Here is a 17,302-nt window from a genome sequence, read left to right as displayed (position 1 = left end):
AGGTATTAGAAGCTATTGGCTATCCGTAAACTATAGGGCGCCGGTATAGCATCCGATAAAGAAACACCAGGAAATTTGTAACAAAATAAGGGCAATTATTTCCTTTATTTGTAATAGAATAAGGGTAGAGTACAAGTAGGTTACTGTTCTAAGGATAATATAATTACCGTTTCGATTCAGTCGCAATTTGCGACTACTTCATTTTAGCTTGGATAATTATTTGAAAACCAAATTTTTCTGTAGAATATTCAATGTTTCTTTGAGCCATTTCATAAGGAGCTTTTTAAAGGAACCTTTGATATTCCTCAAATGGCCAGGTCTAGATCCAAATCGAGGCTTATGAATAGCATTGATATTATGGAATTCTTGTCCCTAATTGTGTTACGGAGGCCTGAAATAGTAGGACCTTGTAATTCAACTACCAATTTTTAGGCTAAATAATTCAGGAATAATAAGTCGACCATTTATGGCCAGGAAGGCAACCAGACCTCCTGGCGGTTGGCAAAGATGAACCTGGCAATTCGTGATATTGATGTCTCCCAGGTGAAATGGAATAATGTGGGCTCATTTTTGAATGCATATTGAGGAATTAAGGAAAATTGTCGTATTGGCAATACGACAATTTATCATATGATAGTAATTGATCGTACTAATCTACGTAGGAGGCGTAATTCGTAGAATAAATATTTTAATTTAACAATAAATTATGTAATCAAATATTTGACAATAAAATTCATTTATTGTCTTTTTTTGGTTTCAAAAATTTGACTATATAATAGTTTTATTGTCCGTTTTTTGATTTAAATTTGGATAATATAACAAAAAATGAGTACGGATTTTTTGACATATCAATTAGAAGAGAAATTTCGCGGAAAAGAATTTATTACCCGGGATGAACTTTATGAATTCTATAGGTTGTTTGAGCCAGATTTGAGCCTGGCTACTTTTGGTTGGCGTATTTATAACCTTAAAGAAAAAAATATACTGCAACCTGTGAAGCGGAATATCTACACACTGGTGGAGAAAAGCAAATTTCAACCAGTGACCTCTCCTAAGTTGCAAGCGCTTGGCAGAAAAGTTAATAAACAGTTCTCTGCGGCTCATAATTGTGTATGGAGTACAAAGTGGCTGAATGTATGGACAATACATCAGTCAGGGAGATTTTTAACGGTGGTAGAAGTAGAGGCATCAGCAATAGAATCCGTATTTTATTTTTTAAAGGATGCTAATTATAGAAATGTATTCTTGAATCCTACGGAAGATATAATTGAAAAGTATATATATGAACAAATGGAAACTATCGTTGTTAAAACGCTTGTAACAAAAGCGCCTATCCAAAAGAAAAAGCACTTTAGTGTCCCTACACTGGAAAAAATATTGGTAGATTTGTTTATTGATAAGAACCTTTACGCACCATTTCAGGGAGGAGAGCTTATCCATATCTTCAACGCTGTCTATAAAAATTTTTGTATAAATACTACAAAATTGCTTGGGTACAGTAAGAGAAGGGGCAAAGAGGAAGCATTGCTTGAATTTATTACTAAAAACACTTTATTAAAAGAATTAGTCGATTAATGATATTGCAGAATCGGATACACCTGACTGGATTAAAGCCAATAGAAAAATTTACACGAAAAGTGACCCCAGTATCATGGAAATGGTTATTTATGCCCTTTCTTTGGTGGAGCATTTGGTCAAATTTGGGCTGAATTACACATTTAAAGGTGGGACTAGCTTGCTTTTATTACTTCCCGAACCTAGTGATGTTTTTATGTGTTTGAATGGTAATAATATATGTTAATTTGTGTCAATTATTAGTCAATTACTACTTTTAAATTCCTAACCTGGCAAAGCCAGAACCGAAAAGGATAAAATTGTATCTTGGCTAAAATTTTGGCCATGGAACTAATACAAGATAGATATTCAGACAAAATATTGGGTTGCTTGGGTTGTTACGATCGGATAGTAATAAAAGGAATACTGCCCAGTATCTGCTATGCTGATGGTATGGGTCATTATTTATTTGATCATGGTGTTTGAATATTTGACTATGCCCATTTTGCTGATGGTTTCAGAGATCAATTAAGAACCAATGCTGAGTGTCTGGCATCTAAATATAATTTGGATATTATATTTATTCGCAGCCATAAGGCCAGAAAGGAAGACATTGTAAAAGAGAACTGGGATGGAGAGAAGCAAGGATTGATATGCATATTATCAGCAATGGAAGGATGCCAGAGGTACCAACCGTGGCATGATAAGATCGCTCATAAAACCTTTCTGAAAGCTACGCAAGGGAAGTGCCCGCATTATTACTTTTATTTTAATAACCCTGAGATTGGGTTTGGCTATGTACGTGTGCCAACCTGGTGCCCTTTCATGTTACAGGTTTACCTTAATGGCCATAATTGGTTAGCCTTGGAATTACAAAAAAAAGGAATTGATTATTCGATGCTTGATAATGCTTTCGACAATATAGCAGATTTCAAGAAGGCACAGAAGATGGCAGACAATTTAAGCATTAAAAAACTGCATAAAAAGCTTGATTGGCTTTCAAATTTATATTGTCCAGTGCATAATGAATTTGATATAAAATACCATTGGTCTATCATGCAGGTTGAATATTCCACAGATATTGTTTTTAAGGATCAAAAGGATCTGGCTCTAATATATGATGAACTGATATCAACCGCCATACATACTGTTAAACCAGATAATATAGCCAGTTTCCTCGGTCAAAAACTTCATGGTAACTATATAGGTGAGGTAGGTAACAATTACCATGTACGCATTGAAGGTAGGCGTATAAAGCATGTAATGGGAACTGTTTCAATAAAAATGTACGATAAGTATTCTAAAATACTGCGTATAGAGACCACCGTCAATAATGTGTCTCAATTTAAACACTACAGAACAGTAGAACACCGGGATGGAACAACATCCCAAAAGCAGGCTTCTGTCAAGAAAAACATTTACAGCCTGGAGCCACTTTTAGATCTTCTAGGTGCATCCAACATGAGGTATATTGAATTCATTTCTGCGATAGAGGACCATACAGGTGGTAAAATGCAGCTCAATAAAATCACAAACCCTAAAGTTGAAAACAACCGAAATTACAAGGGAATAAATTTTTTTGAGAAAAAAGACATTAAGCTCATACAGATACTTACACGTGGAGAATTTAATATTAATGGATTCAGAGCAAAAGATATAAAAAATGGTGTCAGTCACTCTCCGCGTCACAGATCTCCAGAATCCTAAAAAGATTACGCGTACTGGGAATAATTAAAAAGGTAGGAAACAGTTATAAATACTATCTGACTATAATCGGCAAAGCTGCAATCACTACAGGGTTAAAGCTTAAAAATATAGTGATTATTCCAAGCCTATGTGCATAATCGTTCTGTTTTTTTGCCAGTTTGCGTTAAAATATAATTGTTCAGATACTAATGAGATATTTTTCAGTTCGTCCTAAAATATTTACTAATTCACTAGATTTAAGTGGTCGCCATTTACAGAGCTTTAATATTATATTACTCAGTAATATGTGGTCTTTGTTTCTTTGTGGGAGACTTCTATTTTTTTCTGAAGTTCAGGAGGTAATTGGTTAAATAATATTTTATCAACTGGTGCACTTTAATTATCAGTTTTACCGGTATTCTTTTTAGTTGTCTGATAATCAATATTATCAGGGTTCCAGTATTGAAAGCTGTAATTAGGGATATAATAAGTTGAACGCCCCTTGCCCTTTTGAAGAATTATATTTTTATCTCTAAGATCACGGAGATCGGTGCTTAATTTTATCATATCTATACCATTAATCTGCCTATGCGCCGCATTATCTATTGCACCAACTTCTCTCAAAAATATAAGTGCGCGTTTCTGGCTGTCATCCAATTCAAATATGTTAAAGGTTGTTAACTAATTAATGTCGGTTTCACTTAAGAAATGATGTGATAATAATCGCATAGTAAACGGATTATCAGTGTGATTGCTTTCAAATGTGGGCGGCAATAATTAAGCCTTTTCCATAAGCGATCGCATCGAGCGAATCCCACTGCCTTTAGTTTCAGCTAAATTTGTTTCATGAAAAATTGCTGCAATGAAAGGATTTCGATTTCGAGATCCGGGTTCTCTCAATAGGTCTTCTGGCTTCAACGAAAACCTAGGATTTTAATTGCTAACCTATTCCCATACCGAATTAACTGAAAAGTCTGATTTCCTCGGTAAGTTTTGTAAATCAAGCTGTTAACTAATGCTTCGCGGAGAACACGAGTGGGAAGCCCAATACCATTGGCCTGGAGTGCACCTTCAGGCAAAAGAAAGCCTTTTGGCAAATCATCGGCAATTGCGCTAAATCAAAGGGAATAAGAAATGATATGGGCTTGTAAATTTGTCTGCCAAAAAGGTAATGAACATGCGAATTGCTATTGTGAAATATTCATTTGCGGGTCTTTGTTAAGCGCCTTTTAAAAATCGTGTTACAATTAATTTTTTTGAATGATTGGTCTAGGGAATTGCGGTGCAGGCTCGTGTAGGAAACTACCAATGGATAGAATACCGTTCAGTTGGCTTTTGGGTAAAACTCCTCATTCAAGCGTAATTGGGAGATGTATTGGCCAGATACGACCTGGGAGTTGCAAATGTTTGGATAATAAATTTTTAATTTTGGCCTAGTAGGGAAATATGATACAGGGCTGGTAAATCTGGGAGATTATATGGGATATTTACGAAATGATCATTTGGTTGCCGTTGACGACCTAGAAAATTTGAAGGAGGAACTTTTGGTTAATATGAGGCAGATCCTGGCTGGTAAAAGTGAGCGGCCAATAAAGAAATGGCATAAGGCTTCTGAAGCCCGTAAATTGCTTGGCTTTTCTCCAGGTAAGCTTCAGGTGGTAAGGAATAGCGGTTTGCTCACATTCTCTAAGATTGGAGGCAATATCTATTATGATCGCGATGATCTTATGGATCTTTTTGAAAAGTCTAAGGTTGTTAGAACCAAATAATATTGATAGGAATGGAAGGATTTGGGAAGTGTATTGCACCTGAAAAAGAACATGTTATAGCAAGTACTCTACGGAAAGGTCTACCAATTCCTGAGCCCTACTTCCAGTATCATACATCAATGCAAGTATTAAAAGGGGGTGCAGCTCCTTATAGGGCCCGCTATCTGGTTGTTCCAGCAATAATTTTATACGTAAGATTCAACGAGAAATATTTAGGTTGTATGGGATTGCATGTGGTGACTGAAGCAGAAAGGTTGTCTTTTTATTGTTTGTTAGTTTCATATTTCATCCTACTGCATTGGTTTTGGCAACGGGTCTTAACATTTGGTGAAGTGCAGTTGCTTTTTGTACTCACTGGGTGACATACCCGTTATTTTCTTAAATGTATTGGAAAAATAGGATAAATTATCAAATCCTGTCTGATCGCAAATATCTGATAGGATCATACGACTAGTAGCCATTAAATACTGGGCTCGTTCTATTCGCTTTTCATTAATATAAGCAATGGGTCGCATCCCTGTATATTGCTTAAATTGCCTGGAAAAATGATCGACATTTTGATAGACCATGGAAGCCAATTGCGTAACAGATAGATCAAGTTGAAGATTGGCCAGTATATAATTAAGCGATTCGATTATTTTAATGGGAATGACGTGCTCATTTGGTTTCTCATTCTTATTCAGATTGAGGAACCTGGACAAGAATTGCATTAATATACCTTGGGTTTCAATATAAACTCCTTGGCTTTGGCTGTTATTCAATTCTTGGTATTCATCATAATATATATTTTTCTCATAAATTTTTGGATCGTCTGACCGATTAATGCCTCGCCCGGGGTTAATTTGCAATAATCGATTGAATAGTTGAATATCAATATCAGTGGCTTGAATTTTTAAAACGGATCTGTTATTGGAAAACATGGAGATGCCATGTGAAGATTGCTCAAAAAATTGCACAAAATATTGACTTAGTTTGTCTTTGCAACTAAGATTACACATGGTGAAACTGGGTATTATATATAAATATCCAGGTTCAAGTTTAACCGTTTGATTAAAATCAGATATTTCGCCCTCACCATCGTCAATATAATAGATTCTATAGTATGGACTTAAGACATTTCTATAATTCCATTTAGCTGTCAATTGAACATAATCAATATTTAGCAGGGAAAAAGTGTATTGTAGAACTCGTTTAATCATACTGTCAAATATAAAAAAATAAAGAATGAATCTCTTATTGTTTTTGTACAATAGGTATTAAAGTCGGATTTTTATAAATATTGGTCTATTTAATTAAAATTCCTTGCGCTTATTTATTTTAATTTTGATTTTTATCCTTTTAATTTAAAAGAAATAGAATTTAATTGATTATATCCTGATTTTGCTTCATTTCCAAGGTTTCGCTAATTTGATAGGAGCTCTTTTTGAAAATCATTTTTAAGAATTGGCCTATAAATATGCATTTGGGATATAGTTAGGTAATCGAACCGCTCATTGCCCCAAACCTTATTTGCTTGAACATAATAGATGAGGCGCTTAGACTAGGATATGGTATTAGGTTGGGATTAGTTATTTTAATGATTATGAACAAGATAATATAGACGTGGGCCTAAACATTTGCTGGAAATTATTATATGGATTTTTTAAACTGACTTAAAACTAAAATTAATTAGAAATGCAAAGAAGAACAGTAATCAAAACCCTTGCTGCGGCACTTCCTGGCTTGTTTTTTCTCAAAAGGGGTGTTGCATTTGATCACTTGGGTGCATTCGGTCAGGATGGAGCCTTTGTAAAAGGTCCCTTCAAGCCCAATTGGGATTCCCTTCAAAAATATGAAGTTCCTGAGTGGTTCAGAGACGCGAAGTTCGGTATTTGGGCGCACTGGGGCCCTCAATGTGAACCTGAACGGGGTGACTGGTATGCCAGAGGGATGTACCAGGAAGGTAGTGATCAATACAGCTATCATTGTAAGAAATACGGTCATCCTTCTAAATTTGGTTTTAAGGATGTAATTAACGTATGGAAAGCTGATAAGTGGGATCCAGAAGAGCTAGTTGCATTTTATAAGAAGGCTGGTGCTAAATATTTCATGGCCCTAGCAAATCATCATGATGATTTTGATTTATATGACAGTACTTATCAACCGTGGAATTCCACTAAACTAGGTCCGAAAAAGGATCTGATTGCTGGTTGGGCTAAAGCAGCAAAAAAAAATGGTCTCACCTTTGGTGTAAGTGTACATGCAGCACATGCCTGGAGTTGGTATGAAACAGCGCAGCGTTCTGATAAAAAGGGCCCGCTAAAGGGAGTGTCCTATGATGGACGGGTCGCGAGGAAGGATGGTAAGGGTAAATGGTGGAATGGATATGATCCCCAGGTTGATTTATATGCACAAAATCACGCGCTTAGTGAGAACAGCCTTGATGATGGTGAGATCCATAGACAATGGAATTGGGGAAATGGTGTAACCCCACCTTCTGATGCATATTGTGAGAAGTTTTATAGGAGAACGATAGAATTGATTGATAAATACAGCCCAGAACTTGTCTATTTTGATGATACGGTGCTTCCATTTTATCCCATTAATGATAAAGGCGTTCAGATCGCAGCACATTTATACAATAAAACGATCAAGGATAATGGAAAGCTGACAGGAGTAGTAACTGGTAAGATATTAAATGAACAGCAAAGAAAGTGTATGGTCTGGGATATAGAAAGGGGACAAAGTAATGAAATTGAACCCATTCCATGGCAAACCGATACCTGTATAGGTAGCTGGCATTATGATCGGCGGCTTTATGACAATAATCAATATAAAACTGCCAAAACAGTTATTCATATCCTGGTGGATGTAGTCAGTAAAAATGGGAATTTGATGCTCAATATACCCATTCGTGGCGATGGTACGATTGACGACAAGGAAAGAGCTGTAGTTGAATCTATTGGTAAGTGGATGATGGTAAACAGTGAAGGTATTTATGCTTCACGGCCATGGAAGGTCTTCGGCGAGGGGCCGGCAATAGAATCTGCAGCACCTTTAAGTGCGCAGGGTTTTAACGAAGGAAAAGGAAAGCCCCTTGGTGCCCATGATTTTCGCTTTACATGTAAAGGGAATACACTTTATGCCTTTATGTTAGGCTGGCCTGGTGGCCAAGCTGCTTTAATCAAGAAGCTCGCACAAGGAAATGGTGTAGGTCGTATCAAAACTGTTCAATTATTAGGTGCAAATGGCAATTGTCGTTTTGAACAGACGGCTGGAGGTTTAAGAATTGATTTGCCGGAGCCAGGCGAATTAAAAGATGCCTATGTATTTAAAATCGAAGGCGCTATCGTTTAGTGTGGTTGAAGCTAAAAGAGACCAGCGGTATATAATGGATTCGGTTTTCCTTGTAGTGGATTATAAATCAATAAGGTTTAAGGTTTCAGGGGTTGGTCTTTAAGCCTATATAAAATTTATCCCTCAATTGGTTTGATGAATCAATTATGTAGGAATTCAATACTCCAAAGTGTTCTTTCTCCAGGAGATCAATTAATTTGTCATATGATTTGAGTGACAGAGATACTCAGCCCCCCTTTGGGGCTGGAGTGTCTTTGAGCGCAAATTAGCAGGTTCCAATATTGATGAAAGTTGGGATTTGGGGGCTATTTTATAAAAGCAGGGCCAACGTATGAAAGTGAAATGTAGCAGCGGTATTTGTTCTATAAAGGAGATTTTTCCCAATAAAATTCTGGATATTGGGGCCTTCCTTGTTAGTTTGCCCTTAATGTAAAAGACGATAATATTGGGTCTCAGGTAGGCCGATTTTTACAGTCGATTGCATAATTCTGACCAACTAAACTTATAAAAAATAAAAGAGCTATAGCGAATTTTTACATGTTCTCTTTGCGCACAGGACTAACCATATTGACAGAGACACTGGGTCGATTGCGGGTAATTGCAAATAAGGATAAGTCAAATTTTAATACGGTGGTTACAAAAATTAGAGCAATCCCTGAATAATGGATGAAATTATATTTAATTTTGCGGGCTTTTTATATAACGATACTCCTAAATGGGATAGAGGCTTGCTTTTACCTCTAATGGAGCGGCGACTGCTTTTGAAATAGAAACTAATTATGAGTGGCAGGTAGGCTTATTTAAAATGACTGCACATTATTGTTGACATGTAGGCTATTACATCGCCGAAGCTGTGTTTTGGAAGAGGAAAGGGAATTATGCCTTGTGCCCAAAAGCATACGGGTAGAAATGGTAAGTTAAAAGGAGGACTTCCTGCTTTATTGACCTCGATAAAGTGATGTATCAAAACGGTGAACCAACGGGTAAAGGCAGTTGAGCAAAATTATTTAATTACAACACTATTTAAATTGCAATTATCATGTGCATTTAATTTTTTTTTTTTGATTCAATTGAATTTGGTCTTCGATGTGAATTTTTAATTTTTTTGTTTGGCATCCAAGTTCAATTTGGCAGACATTGTTGAATTATGCTTTTTAGTTGTTAGTGTGCAATTAATATATATTGATTTGTCGAATGTCGGATTTTTATAATTTAATGTCGATTAATTGTAATTTATATAATTTTTGTGAGGTTAATTTTGGTTCATGTTAAGGTTGCATAAATTCCATTAACTACAAGGGTTTTTATTTAGCCTCTTCATCTTTTAGACTAAATGGTTTTTGAGCGGTTTTAATTCGATTTTTAAACAATATTATAATACCAAAATGCAAAAAAGAACTTTTCATTTCATGTTCGGTAAAATGTTTAGTTGTGTAATTCTTCTGATGCTGGTCGGGTTTGTAAAAGCCTTGCCTTATCAGGATACTGCAAGGTTAGTCAAGGGTAAGATCACTGGTACAGATGGCGCGCCGATTGCCAGTGCATCAGTGATTGAGAAAAACACCAGTAATGGAACGTTGACTTTAATTGATGGTACTTTTTCCATAATGCCTAAATCTGAAAATGCAACCTTAGTAATTAGTGCAGTAGGTTATGCAAATAAGGAAGTGCAACTAACTAAGGAACCGTTTTATCTCATTACTTTGGATGCCACCAATAACAATTTGAATGAGGTGGTCGTAATTGGCTACGGTACAAAAAGAAAGGTTGATCTGACGGGATCTGTTTCAACAATTTCTACAAAAGATATTGAGAATCGGCCAATTACCCAGACTTCTCAGGCACTTGCAGGACTGACTACCGGGGTTACTGTTTCACAGGGCTCTGGTCAGCCGGGTAATAACGGTGCGGGCATTACGATCCGTGGCATCGGTTCCTACGGTGCAGGTGGTGGCCCGTTAATATTGGTAGATGGATTGGCTACTTCTATTAACGATGTGGATCCCAATAATATAGCGAGTATTTCTGTATTGAAAGATGCGGCATCAGCTTCCATTTATGGCAGCCGTGCGGCCAACGGTGTGATCCTGATCGAGACCAAAAGAGGCAGAGCGGGTAAGATACAGGTGAATTACAGTGGTTATGCGGGTTGGCAAAAGGCAACTGAACTGGCTGATTTTGTTCCCGCATGGCAATATGCAACGCTGCGTAATGAAGCAAATAAAAATATGGGTGGATCTGCTACTTATACGGAAGAGGAAATTCAGAAATTTAAAGACCAATCTGATCCGGATAATTATCCGGATGTAGCACATTATAAAGATCTGCTGACCTCTGGCTCAGGATTCCAGTCCAGTCATAATGTTACTTTTCTTGGTGGAAATGCAATGAACCGTTATGTGTTTTCTGCCAGTTACCTTACCCAGGACGGGATTGTAACCCAAAACGGGTATAAGAGATACAATTTTATGTTTAATGAGGACAGCAAACTCACCGATAATCTCACCTTAAAAGTAAGTATAAACGGCTATACTGCGAAGCAGCATTCACCAAGGCAGTATGACGGGGGAATGAACAGCATGATCAATTTCGCTGTCAGGGAAGGGCCTGTATATGCAGGGGAGAAATCAGATGGGACTTATGGGTACCAAGATAATTACAGTCCGGAAGCCTGGCTGGCCAGCGGGGCCTTTTACCAGGGTTCAAACAACTATTTTCTGGGTGGGGCGGAACTTATCTGGAAACCCTTCACTGGCTTTAGCATAAGTGGAAAAGCGGGGTATAATTTCTGGAGTTATTATAATAAAGATTATGCTGCTGATTTTCAGTTTGATCCCAATAAATATGTGGGGCCAAATAATCTTTCTGTTACCTCGGGTCAGGGTGAGCAATTGACCTTACAGTCAATTGCCACTTATAATAAAGTTATTGGGGCTCATTCATTTGAACTATTAGGGGGATATCAGAGGAGCGCTACAATGACCGTTTTCTTACTGGTTATAGAAAGGACTTTCCCACTGCACTACTCTATGAGCTGAATGCAGGTGGTGCTACCGGAATGACCAATGGTGGTTCCGCCTCTGAGTGGTCTATGCGTTCTTATTTTTCCAGGTTTAATTATTCCTACAAGGATAAATACCTCTTTGAAGCAAATATCCGGGCTGACGGCACTTCAAGGTTTCCCTCAGATGGTCGCTGGGTTATTTTCCCTCTTTTTCTGCGGGATGGCGTCTATCGGAAGAATCCTTTATTAAAGACCATATCAGCTGGATTGACAATTTGAAAATACGCGGCTCCTGGGGTAAATTGGGTAACCAGAATATAGGCACCTATCCTTATCAGAATATTATTAGCCTGGGGCAGAACTACTCCCTTGGTGGAACCTTGGTCTCCGGGGCAGCGACCACTCGGCTGAGTAATGCGGCGATAACCTGGGAAAGTACGACCACAAAAGATCTGGGCATGGACCTAGATGTATTAAATGGCAAATTTGGTCTGGTGGTAGATCTGTTTGATAAGAATACAACAGGTGTACTATATACCGTTGCCACTTCTTCGGTACTTGGTTTGGGCACTTCCCCTGTCAACGTGGGTTCGGTTAAAAACACTGGATTTGAGGCCGCCTTGACCTACCGTCAAAGCTTTGGTGATCTGCAAATCGGTCTTTCTCCTAATTTCTCCTATACAAAAAACCGGATTACCTCGCTGGCAAATGGCCTTAAAGAGGATATTGGCAGTGGCCTTTTTGTAGGCCAGCCAATAGGGATCATATACGGATATGTTGCGGATGGTTTATTTGTGGATGATAAGGATATTGCCAGTTATGCCACCCAGCCTTATAGTGCTGAACCAGGGATGGAGCGATATAAGGATATCAGCGGTCCGGATGGAGTTCCGGATGGCAAGGTAGATGCGACTTATGACCGGACTATTATTGGCAATACAGTACCTAAGTATACTTATGGCCTTACTTTTAATGCTAACTACAAGGGATTTGACCTGTATGTTCTCGCACAGGGACTTGGTGGTTACGAAAAACAAATTGGTTCCTATGCTGCTTTTGCTTTTTATAATGGGGGCAGATTCAACAATGGCAGGTGGACAACCGCTGGACTGAGGAGAATCCCGATCCCCGGGCGGCTTATCCTAAACTAACAAGCCTGAATATGGGCAGCGGCGCGATACTTACGTCCACTTACTGGAACCGGGATGCCAGCTTTCTAAGGATCAAAAGCATTCAATTGGGCTATACCTTGCCGACCACTTTTGTGGAGAAGGCTAAGTTTAGCAAGGTGAGACTCTATTTTAGTGGACAGAACCTGTTTTCCTGGAATCACTTTTATAAAGGCTGGGATCCGGAAATGGGAATGTCTACAGGAGATAATTCCCAGTTTTATCCGCTGACCAGTGTTTATACATTTGGGATTAATGCTTCTTTTTAAATTTCTATACATTAAAATAAGTCAAGGTGAAAAATATTAATATATTCAATAAAAGGTCATTTCGTTATTGGTTTGGGGCGCTTATGTTGCTGCTGATAACCATTGTAGGGTGTAATAAGGATTATTTTGACAAACAACCATTAGACTCCATTTCTGATGCAACTTTCTGGAAAACCGAGAAAGATGCGAATCTGGCACTCATCGGTTGTTATAATATTGGAGCAGGCTGGACAGGGGAAAACTTTTGGATGCCGCGCAGTCTGTTGTACCTGGATCTGATGGCGGGATTTGGTTCGGAGAAGGAATTAATACCGGATCATGTCACTGATGGTACGGTGACACCTTCCTATGGCGAGATAAGTGCTTATTGGAGCAATTCTTACAATAAGATCGAGCGCTGTAATAATTTCCTGGATCATATTAGTACTATTCCTATGGAGGAAACGACCAGGGGCATGATGAGCTCCGAGGTTAGGACAATTCGTGCCTATGAATTGTTTAACATGGCGCTCTATTACGGGCAGTCCCCATGCCCACCCATCTATTAACGGTTGATGAGGCGAATACCATTTCTAGGACGCCGCAAAAGGATGTTTGGGATTTTTGTGAAAAGGAATTAAATGATAGTTACGACTCACTTCCAAATACACGAACATCTGATGAAAAGGGGCGGATTACTAAAGGAGCGGCTTTGGCTATTTTAGGGAGGGTACAGATGGCTGAGAAAAAATGGGCTGCCGCAGCAGCAACTTATAAAAAGATCATCGATCTGGGTGTTTATGAAATTGATCAGAAGGGATACCATCAATTGTTTATGCAAGTAGGGGAGGATAGTAAAGAAATTATATTAGCGGCTCAGTTTCAGGAGGATACGTATAGTCATGTGATGCTTCAATACCTATATCCTGAAGCATTTGGTGGTTGGCATCAATTTTCGCCCTATAATGAGCTGGTACAGACATTTGAATGCACGGATGGCAAAACGATTGATAAGTCTCCTTTATATAATGTCGATGCACCATATGATAACCGGGATCCCAGACTCGATTATACAATTATGATTAATGGTAGAACGAAGTTTGAGGGTCAAACCTTTGTCTCCACTCCGAATTCCAGTTCACCTGATAAAATGAATAAATATAATTGGAGTGGCTATTGTATCAATAAATTTATGGATTCTACTTTTAGTGGAAACCTGATGAATTATGGTGGTAATTTTTCTATTATTCGGTATGCGGAAGTATTATTGAGTTATCTGGAATCAAAGATGGAGGCAGGGGATCCGATTAGTCAATCTCTGTTAGATCAGACCATTAATGCTGTTCGTGGCAGGGCATCTGTAAATATGCCCCCTGTTACGGCTACCGACGCGGCCACCTTAAGGCCGATCATTCGCAGGGAACGCACTGTTGAATTTGCATTCGAGGGATTACATTATTATGATATTCTGCGTTGGGGTATTGCTGCCTCTGAACTCAATCGCCAGTTCACTGGCATGAAACTCACAAATAGCCCATCAACTTATAAAGATTTTCCTGTTGATGCCAATGGATTCTTTATTTATCAGAAGCGAAATTTTGTTGCTGGTAAGAATGAATTATGGCCCATTCCGCAATCAGAAAGAGATATTAATCCCAACCTGACACAAAATGCCGGTTATTGATGGGTAACAGTTAGAGATTGATAGTTTCTTTAATAGATTTAAATAATTCGGGTGATTTTTATTGGGGTATTCTTTGATTAGAAGAAACTCGGATAACTGTATTTTGTTTAAGCCTTTATTATAAATTGGTTTATTTTTTTAAAATGAACGAAGAAGGTATTGATTAGCTACATAATATCAAAATGGATAAATTAATAATTCCTGATGTGGTTTTCGGGACGAGCGGGCTAGGTAATCTTTATGTTGCTTTACCTGAATCGCAAAAGGAGGATATTATACTGGAGAGTGTAATGCATGGGTCAAGGCCGGTAGTTTTTGACACTGCTGGCAAGTATGGTGCCGGATTAGCGCTTGAATCTTTAGGTAATGGGTTACGGCAGGCATGTGTGAATCCTAAGGACGTGACTATCAGTAATAAGCTTGGGTGGATACGGACTGAACTGAAATCTCCCGAGCCCTCTTTTGAGCCTGGGGTTTGGAAAAGCCTTAAATATGACGCAGTGCAGAGGATTAGTGAGGAAGGTATTATTGCTTGCTATGAGCAGGGCAATGAGCTTCTTAATGGTTACGAGGCTAAATGGGTATCTGTCCATGATCCTGACGAATATTTAGCTTCTGCACAAGGAGAGGCTGATTATCATAGACGTTTTCAGGATATACTAGCGGCGTATGAGGCGTTGGCTAATTTGAAACGTCAGGGTCGGGTTCAGGCAGTGGGTATTGGTGCAAAAAACTGGAAAGTCTCCAGGGAGATTATAGAATACATGGATTTGGATTGGGTTATGATTGCCAACAGCATGACGTTGCATAGCCACCCTATTGAGCTGATTGATTTTTTGAAGTTGCTTGACAAACATGGGGTTCAAGTTATTAACTCTGCTGTTTTTAATGGTGGATTTCTGACAGGAGGAGACTATTATAATTACCAGCCTGTAACACTTGAGCGAAATGCGGATCTTTATCACTGGCGGGAGGAATTCTTTGCTGTCTGTCGTGATTTTAGTATCCGACCGGAAGTGGCCTGCGCAATATTCGCTAAGCGAGCACCCGGGGTATGTGGAATCGCATTGAGTACTACAAATCCGAAGCGCGTTAAATCGAATACTGAAATGGTTAAATCAATAATTGATGATGCGTTTTGGCATAAACTTGTTTTAAAAAAATTGATTAACCCTGAATTTGCGGAAGCTTACTTATACGTATAAAAATAAATATGAAGAAACATTGTTATGCATTGGATTTAATTAATGATCCAGATTTGATTTCGGAATATGAATTTTGGCATAAATCAGAAAATGGTTGGCCTGAGATTAGAAAAAGTATAATTAGTTCCGGTGTAACAGATATGCAGATTTACCGGACGGGCAATAGACTATTTATGATCATGGAAACGGACGATGATTTTCGTCATGAAGATAAAAAGATCCAGGATGAGGCTAATCCTGTTGTTCAGCAATGGGAGCAGTTGATGTGGAAGTTTCAGCAACCTCTTCCCTGGGCAGTTGGCAATGAAAAATGGGTGTTGATGGAGCAGATATTTGGCCTTTAATTAATGGATATTTTAATAAAGATTTAAATAATATAGTTGATTTGAAGCGTATCTGACAGTGCTGGAGGTTGAGAATTTTAAATAGTAAAATTAATAATGACCTAGCATAAGCTATGTTTGTGAAGTTGCTGGCTATTTTCGAATATAATAACAATATTGTAATGGTTGTAAGGGGCTAAATTTATAGATCATTTAAAGGGGCTATTTTAGTTCATGAAATAAAGTGAAAGGGAAGGGGCCGGCGTCCATAAAAATAATGTTGCTCCAGCCTAATTATATTCAGCTGCGATTGATTTTAATGGTTAATTAATCACTATAAAAATGACTTGGTATTATTGGTGTGTATATCGCTGAGTGGTTCTAATTGATTTATGACCGAGCATTTTGCTCACCTCTTCTAATGAAAATTCAAAAATATTAAGCATCATGTCCGCAAGGGCGTGCCGAGCTAAATGCGTATTTAGGTTTCTGTTGATTCCAGCGATTACTGCAAGCTCTTTGAGATATCCATTGTATCTGGCATTGCTGTTTAGGCAGTAAAAGCCCGTCATTGACTCTGCAAGGGTGGTTGGCGTATTTGTCAATAATTTCAGCTGCAATGAGCATGATTGGTACTATTTCCGAAACCCCAGTTTTCCCTATTTCTTTACTTAGCCAGAGTTCGCCTTTTATCCCTACTTTAATTATATTGTCTCCGGTAGTCCCTAGACATCCTGTAAGGCAAACCCAGTAAAGCACTGGAATATAAATGCATCCCTAACTTCTGCGAGGCGTTGAATGGATATATTCTTTTCCCACAGTGTTTTTACCTCGTGTAATTCTAACGGTGGAACATCGGTATCATCGCCACCACAACGAAATTTCTGAAGGGTTTTTGTCAAATTAATCGTGTGTCTCCGCGAACGATAGTATCTGCTTCGTATTTTTGATCTGCTTTTTGGCCGAAGCCTCACTAAGTAGTGGTTCCCTTTCAATTGTCAGGTAGAGCTTCTGATAGGGCACCCGTTTGGGCACCAGTCAGATTGATTAGAATTGATGAAAAATGACCTATTTATAAAATACGCTGTAATTGCGCTATAATAATGCAAAAAGGCGCTATTACTAGCGCCTTATGTGATCCCGCTGGGACTCGAACCCAGGGCCCATACATTAAAAGTGTATTGCTCTACCAACTGAGCTACGGAATCTTTCCTTAATTCACCACCTAAGTTTCTGTGTTTCAGTAACCTTGTTGGGTTAATTGGAGTGCAAAAATAAAAGAAAAATTTATACCAGCAAACTTTTTAAAGGAAAAATTCAAAAT

General features: G+C 38.3%; 15 protein-coding genes, 1 tRNA gene and 1 pseudogene. 12 read left to right on the top strand and 5 right to left on the bottom strand.

Annotation, left to right across the window (positions count from 1 at the left end):
* Positions 1 to 459 precede the first annotated feature (459 nt).
* The 3 genes and pseudogenes from FSB73_RS27165 to FSB73_RS02135 all read left to right on the top strand — a co-directional run.
* Positions 460 to 585 (top strand): annotated as a pseudogene (locus FSB73_RS27165) (N-6 DNA methylase); the annotation flags it as partial.
* 240 nt (positions 586 to 825) lie between these two features.
* On the top strand, positions 826 to 1,575 hold the full coding sequence (locus FSB73_RS02140) for a DUF6577 family protein (protein WP_146779932.1): 750 nt from the start codon (positions 826 to 828) through the stop codon (positions 1,573 to 1,575).
* A gap of 546 nt (positions 1,576 to 2,121) precedes the next feature.
* Positions 2,122 to 3,261 carry a hypothetical protein gene (locus FSB73_RS02135; protein WP_225974389.1) on the top strand — a complete coding sequence of 380 codons (1,140 nt, stop codon included), beginning with the start codon at positions 2,122 to 2,124 and terminating at the stop codon, positions 3,259 to 3,261.
* Between the two features lie 375 nt (positions 3,262 to 3,636).
* Here FSB73_RS02135 and FSB73_RS23180 read toward each other — a convergent pair whose 3' ends face one another.
* Both FSB73_RS23180 and FSB73_RS27360 read right to left on the bottom strand, forming a co-directional pair.
* Complete coding sequence (locus FSB73_RS23180; protein WP_158639375.1) at positions 3,637 to 3,807, bottom strand: hypothetical protein; 171 nt, start codon at positions 3,805 to 3,807, stop codon at positions 3,637 to 3,639.
* A 210-nt stretch (positions 3,808 to 4,017) separates the two neighbouring features.
* Positions 4,018 to 4,158, bottom strand: a complete 141-nt coding sequence (locus FSB73_RS27360; protein WP_146779931.1) for an ATP-binding protein — start codon at positions 4,156 to 4,158, stop codon at positions 4,018 to 4,020.
* Between the two features lie 560 nt (positions 4,159 to 4,718).
* Between FSB73_RS27360 and FSB73_RS02125 the strand changes: the two genes are divergently transcribed.
* On the top strand, positions 4,719 to 5,009 hold the full coding sequence (locus FSB73_RS02125; RefSeq protein WP_146779930.1) for a helix-turn-helix domain-containing protein: 291 nt from the start codon (positions 4,719 to 4,721) through the stop codon (positions 5,007 to 5,009).
* A 317-nt stretch (positions 5,010 to 5,326) separates the two neighbouring features.
* Here FSB73_RS02125 and FSB73_RS02120 read toward each other — a convergent pair whose 3' ends face one another.
* The gene (locus tag FSB73_RS02120; RefSeq protein ID WP_146779929.1) at positions 5,327 to 6,208 is read right to left on the bottom strand and encodes a helix-turn-helix domain-containing protein; all 882 of its coding nucleotides are present in this window, start codon (positions 6,206 to 6,208) and stop codon (positions 5,327 to 5,329) included.
* A gap of 475 nt (positions 6,209 to 6,683) precedes the next feature.
* On the opposite strand from FSB73_RS02120, the gene FSB73_RS02115 reads away from it, so the two are divergent.
* The 8 genes from FSB73_RS02115 (at position 6,684) to FSB73_RS02095 (ending at position 15,999) form a co-directional block, all read left to right on the top strand.
* On the top strand, positions 6,684 to 8,345 hold the full coding sequence (locus tag FSB73_RS02115) for an alpha-L-fucosidase (RefSeq protein ID WP_146779928.1): 1,662 nt from the start codon (positions 6,684 to 6,686) through the stop codon (positions 8,343 to 8,345).
* Positions 8,346 to 9,730: 1,385 nt separating this feature from the next.
* A complete protein-coding gene (locus tag FSB73_RS23765; protein WP_225974388.1) occupies positions 9,731 to 11,383 on the top strand; it encodes a SusC/RagA family TonB-linked outer membrane protein in 1,653 nt (550 codons plus the stop codon).
* A gap of 241 nt (positions 11,384 to 11,624) precedes the next feature.
* Positions 11,625 to 12,500: a SusC/RagA family TonB-linked outer membrane protein gene (locus FSB73_RS23760; protein ID WP_394344817.1), complete on the top strand. Its 876-nt coding sequence runs from the start codon at positions 11,625 to 11,627 to the stop codon at positions 12,498 to 12,500.
* On the top strand, positions 12,443 to 12,787 hold the full coding sequence (locus FSB73_RS23755) for a hypothetical protein (RefSeq protein ID WP_225974387.1): 345 nt from the start codon (positions 12,443 to 12,445) through the stop codon (positions 12,785 to 12,787). The genes FSB73_RS23760 and FSB73_RS23755 overlap by 58 nt, the downstream gene beginning before the upstream one ends.
* Before the next feature lie 26 nt (positions 12,788 to 12,813).
* A complete protein-coding gene (locus FSB73_RS23750) occupies positions 12,814 to 13,335 on the top strand; it encodes a RagB/SusD family nutrient uptake outer membrane protein (RefSeq protein ID WP_225974386.1) in 522 nt (173 codons plus the stop codon).
* Positions 13,317 to 14,450, top strand: a complete 1,134-nt coding sequence (locus tag FSB73_RS02105) for a RagB/SusD family nutrient uptake outer membrane protein (RefSeq protein WP_225974385.1) — start codon at positions 13,317 to 13,319, stop codon at positions 14,448 to 14,450. Before FSB73_RS23750 ends, FSB73_RS02105 begins: the two co-directional genes overlap by 19 nt.
* Before the next feature lie 182 nt (positions 14,451 to 14,632).
* Entirely contained in the window at positions 14,633 to 15,655 is a 1,023-nt protein-coding gene (locus FSB73_RS02100) for an aldo/keto reductase (RefSeq protein ID WP_146779927.1), read from the top strand.
* An 8-nt stretch (positions 15,656 to 15,663) separates the two neighbouring features.
* On the top strand, positions 15,664 to 15,999 hold the full coding sequence (locus FSB73_RS02095; RefSeq protein WP_146779926.1) for an L-rhamnose mutarotase: 336 nt from the start codon (positions 15,664 to 15,666) through the stop codon (positions 15,997 to 15,999).
* Between the two features lie 332 nt (positions 16,000 to 16,331).
* On the opposite strand, the gene FSB73_RS27355 is transcribed toward FSB73_RS02095, so the two are convergent.
* The gene (locus FSB73_RS27355; protein ID WP_225974745.1) at positions 16,332 to 16,550 is read right to left on the bottom strand and encodes a tyrosine-type recombinase/integrase; all 219 of its coding nucleotides are present in this window, start codon (positions 16,548 to 16,550) and stop codon (positions 16,332 to 16,334) included.
* A gap of 563 nt (positions 16,551 to 17,113) precedes the next feature.
* Positions 17,114 to 17,186 (bottom strand) — tRNA-Lys (locus FSB73_RS02085).
* Between the last annotated feature and the right edge of the window lie 116 nt (positions 17,187 to 17,302).

This window comes from Arachidicoccus ginsenosidivorans, from assembly GCF_007971385.1.
Taxonomy (GTDB): Bacteria; Bacteroidota; Bacteroidia; order Chitinophagales; family Chitinophagaceae; genus Arachidicoccus; species Arachidicoccus ginsenosidivorans.
The sequence above is the reverse complement of the archived record's forward strand: the minus strand, read 5'-3'. Positions and strand labels throughout refer to the sequence as shown.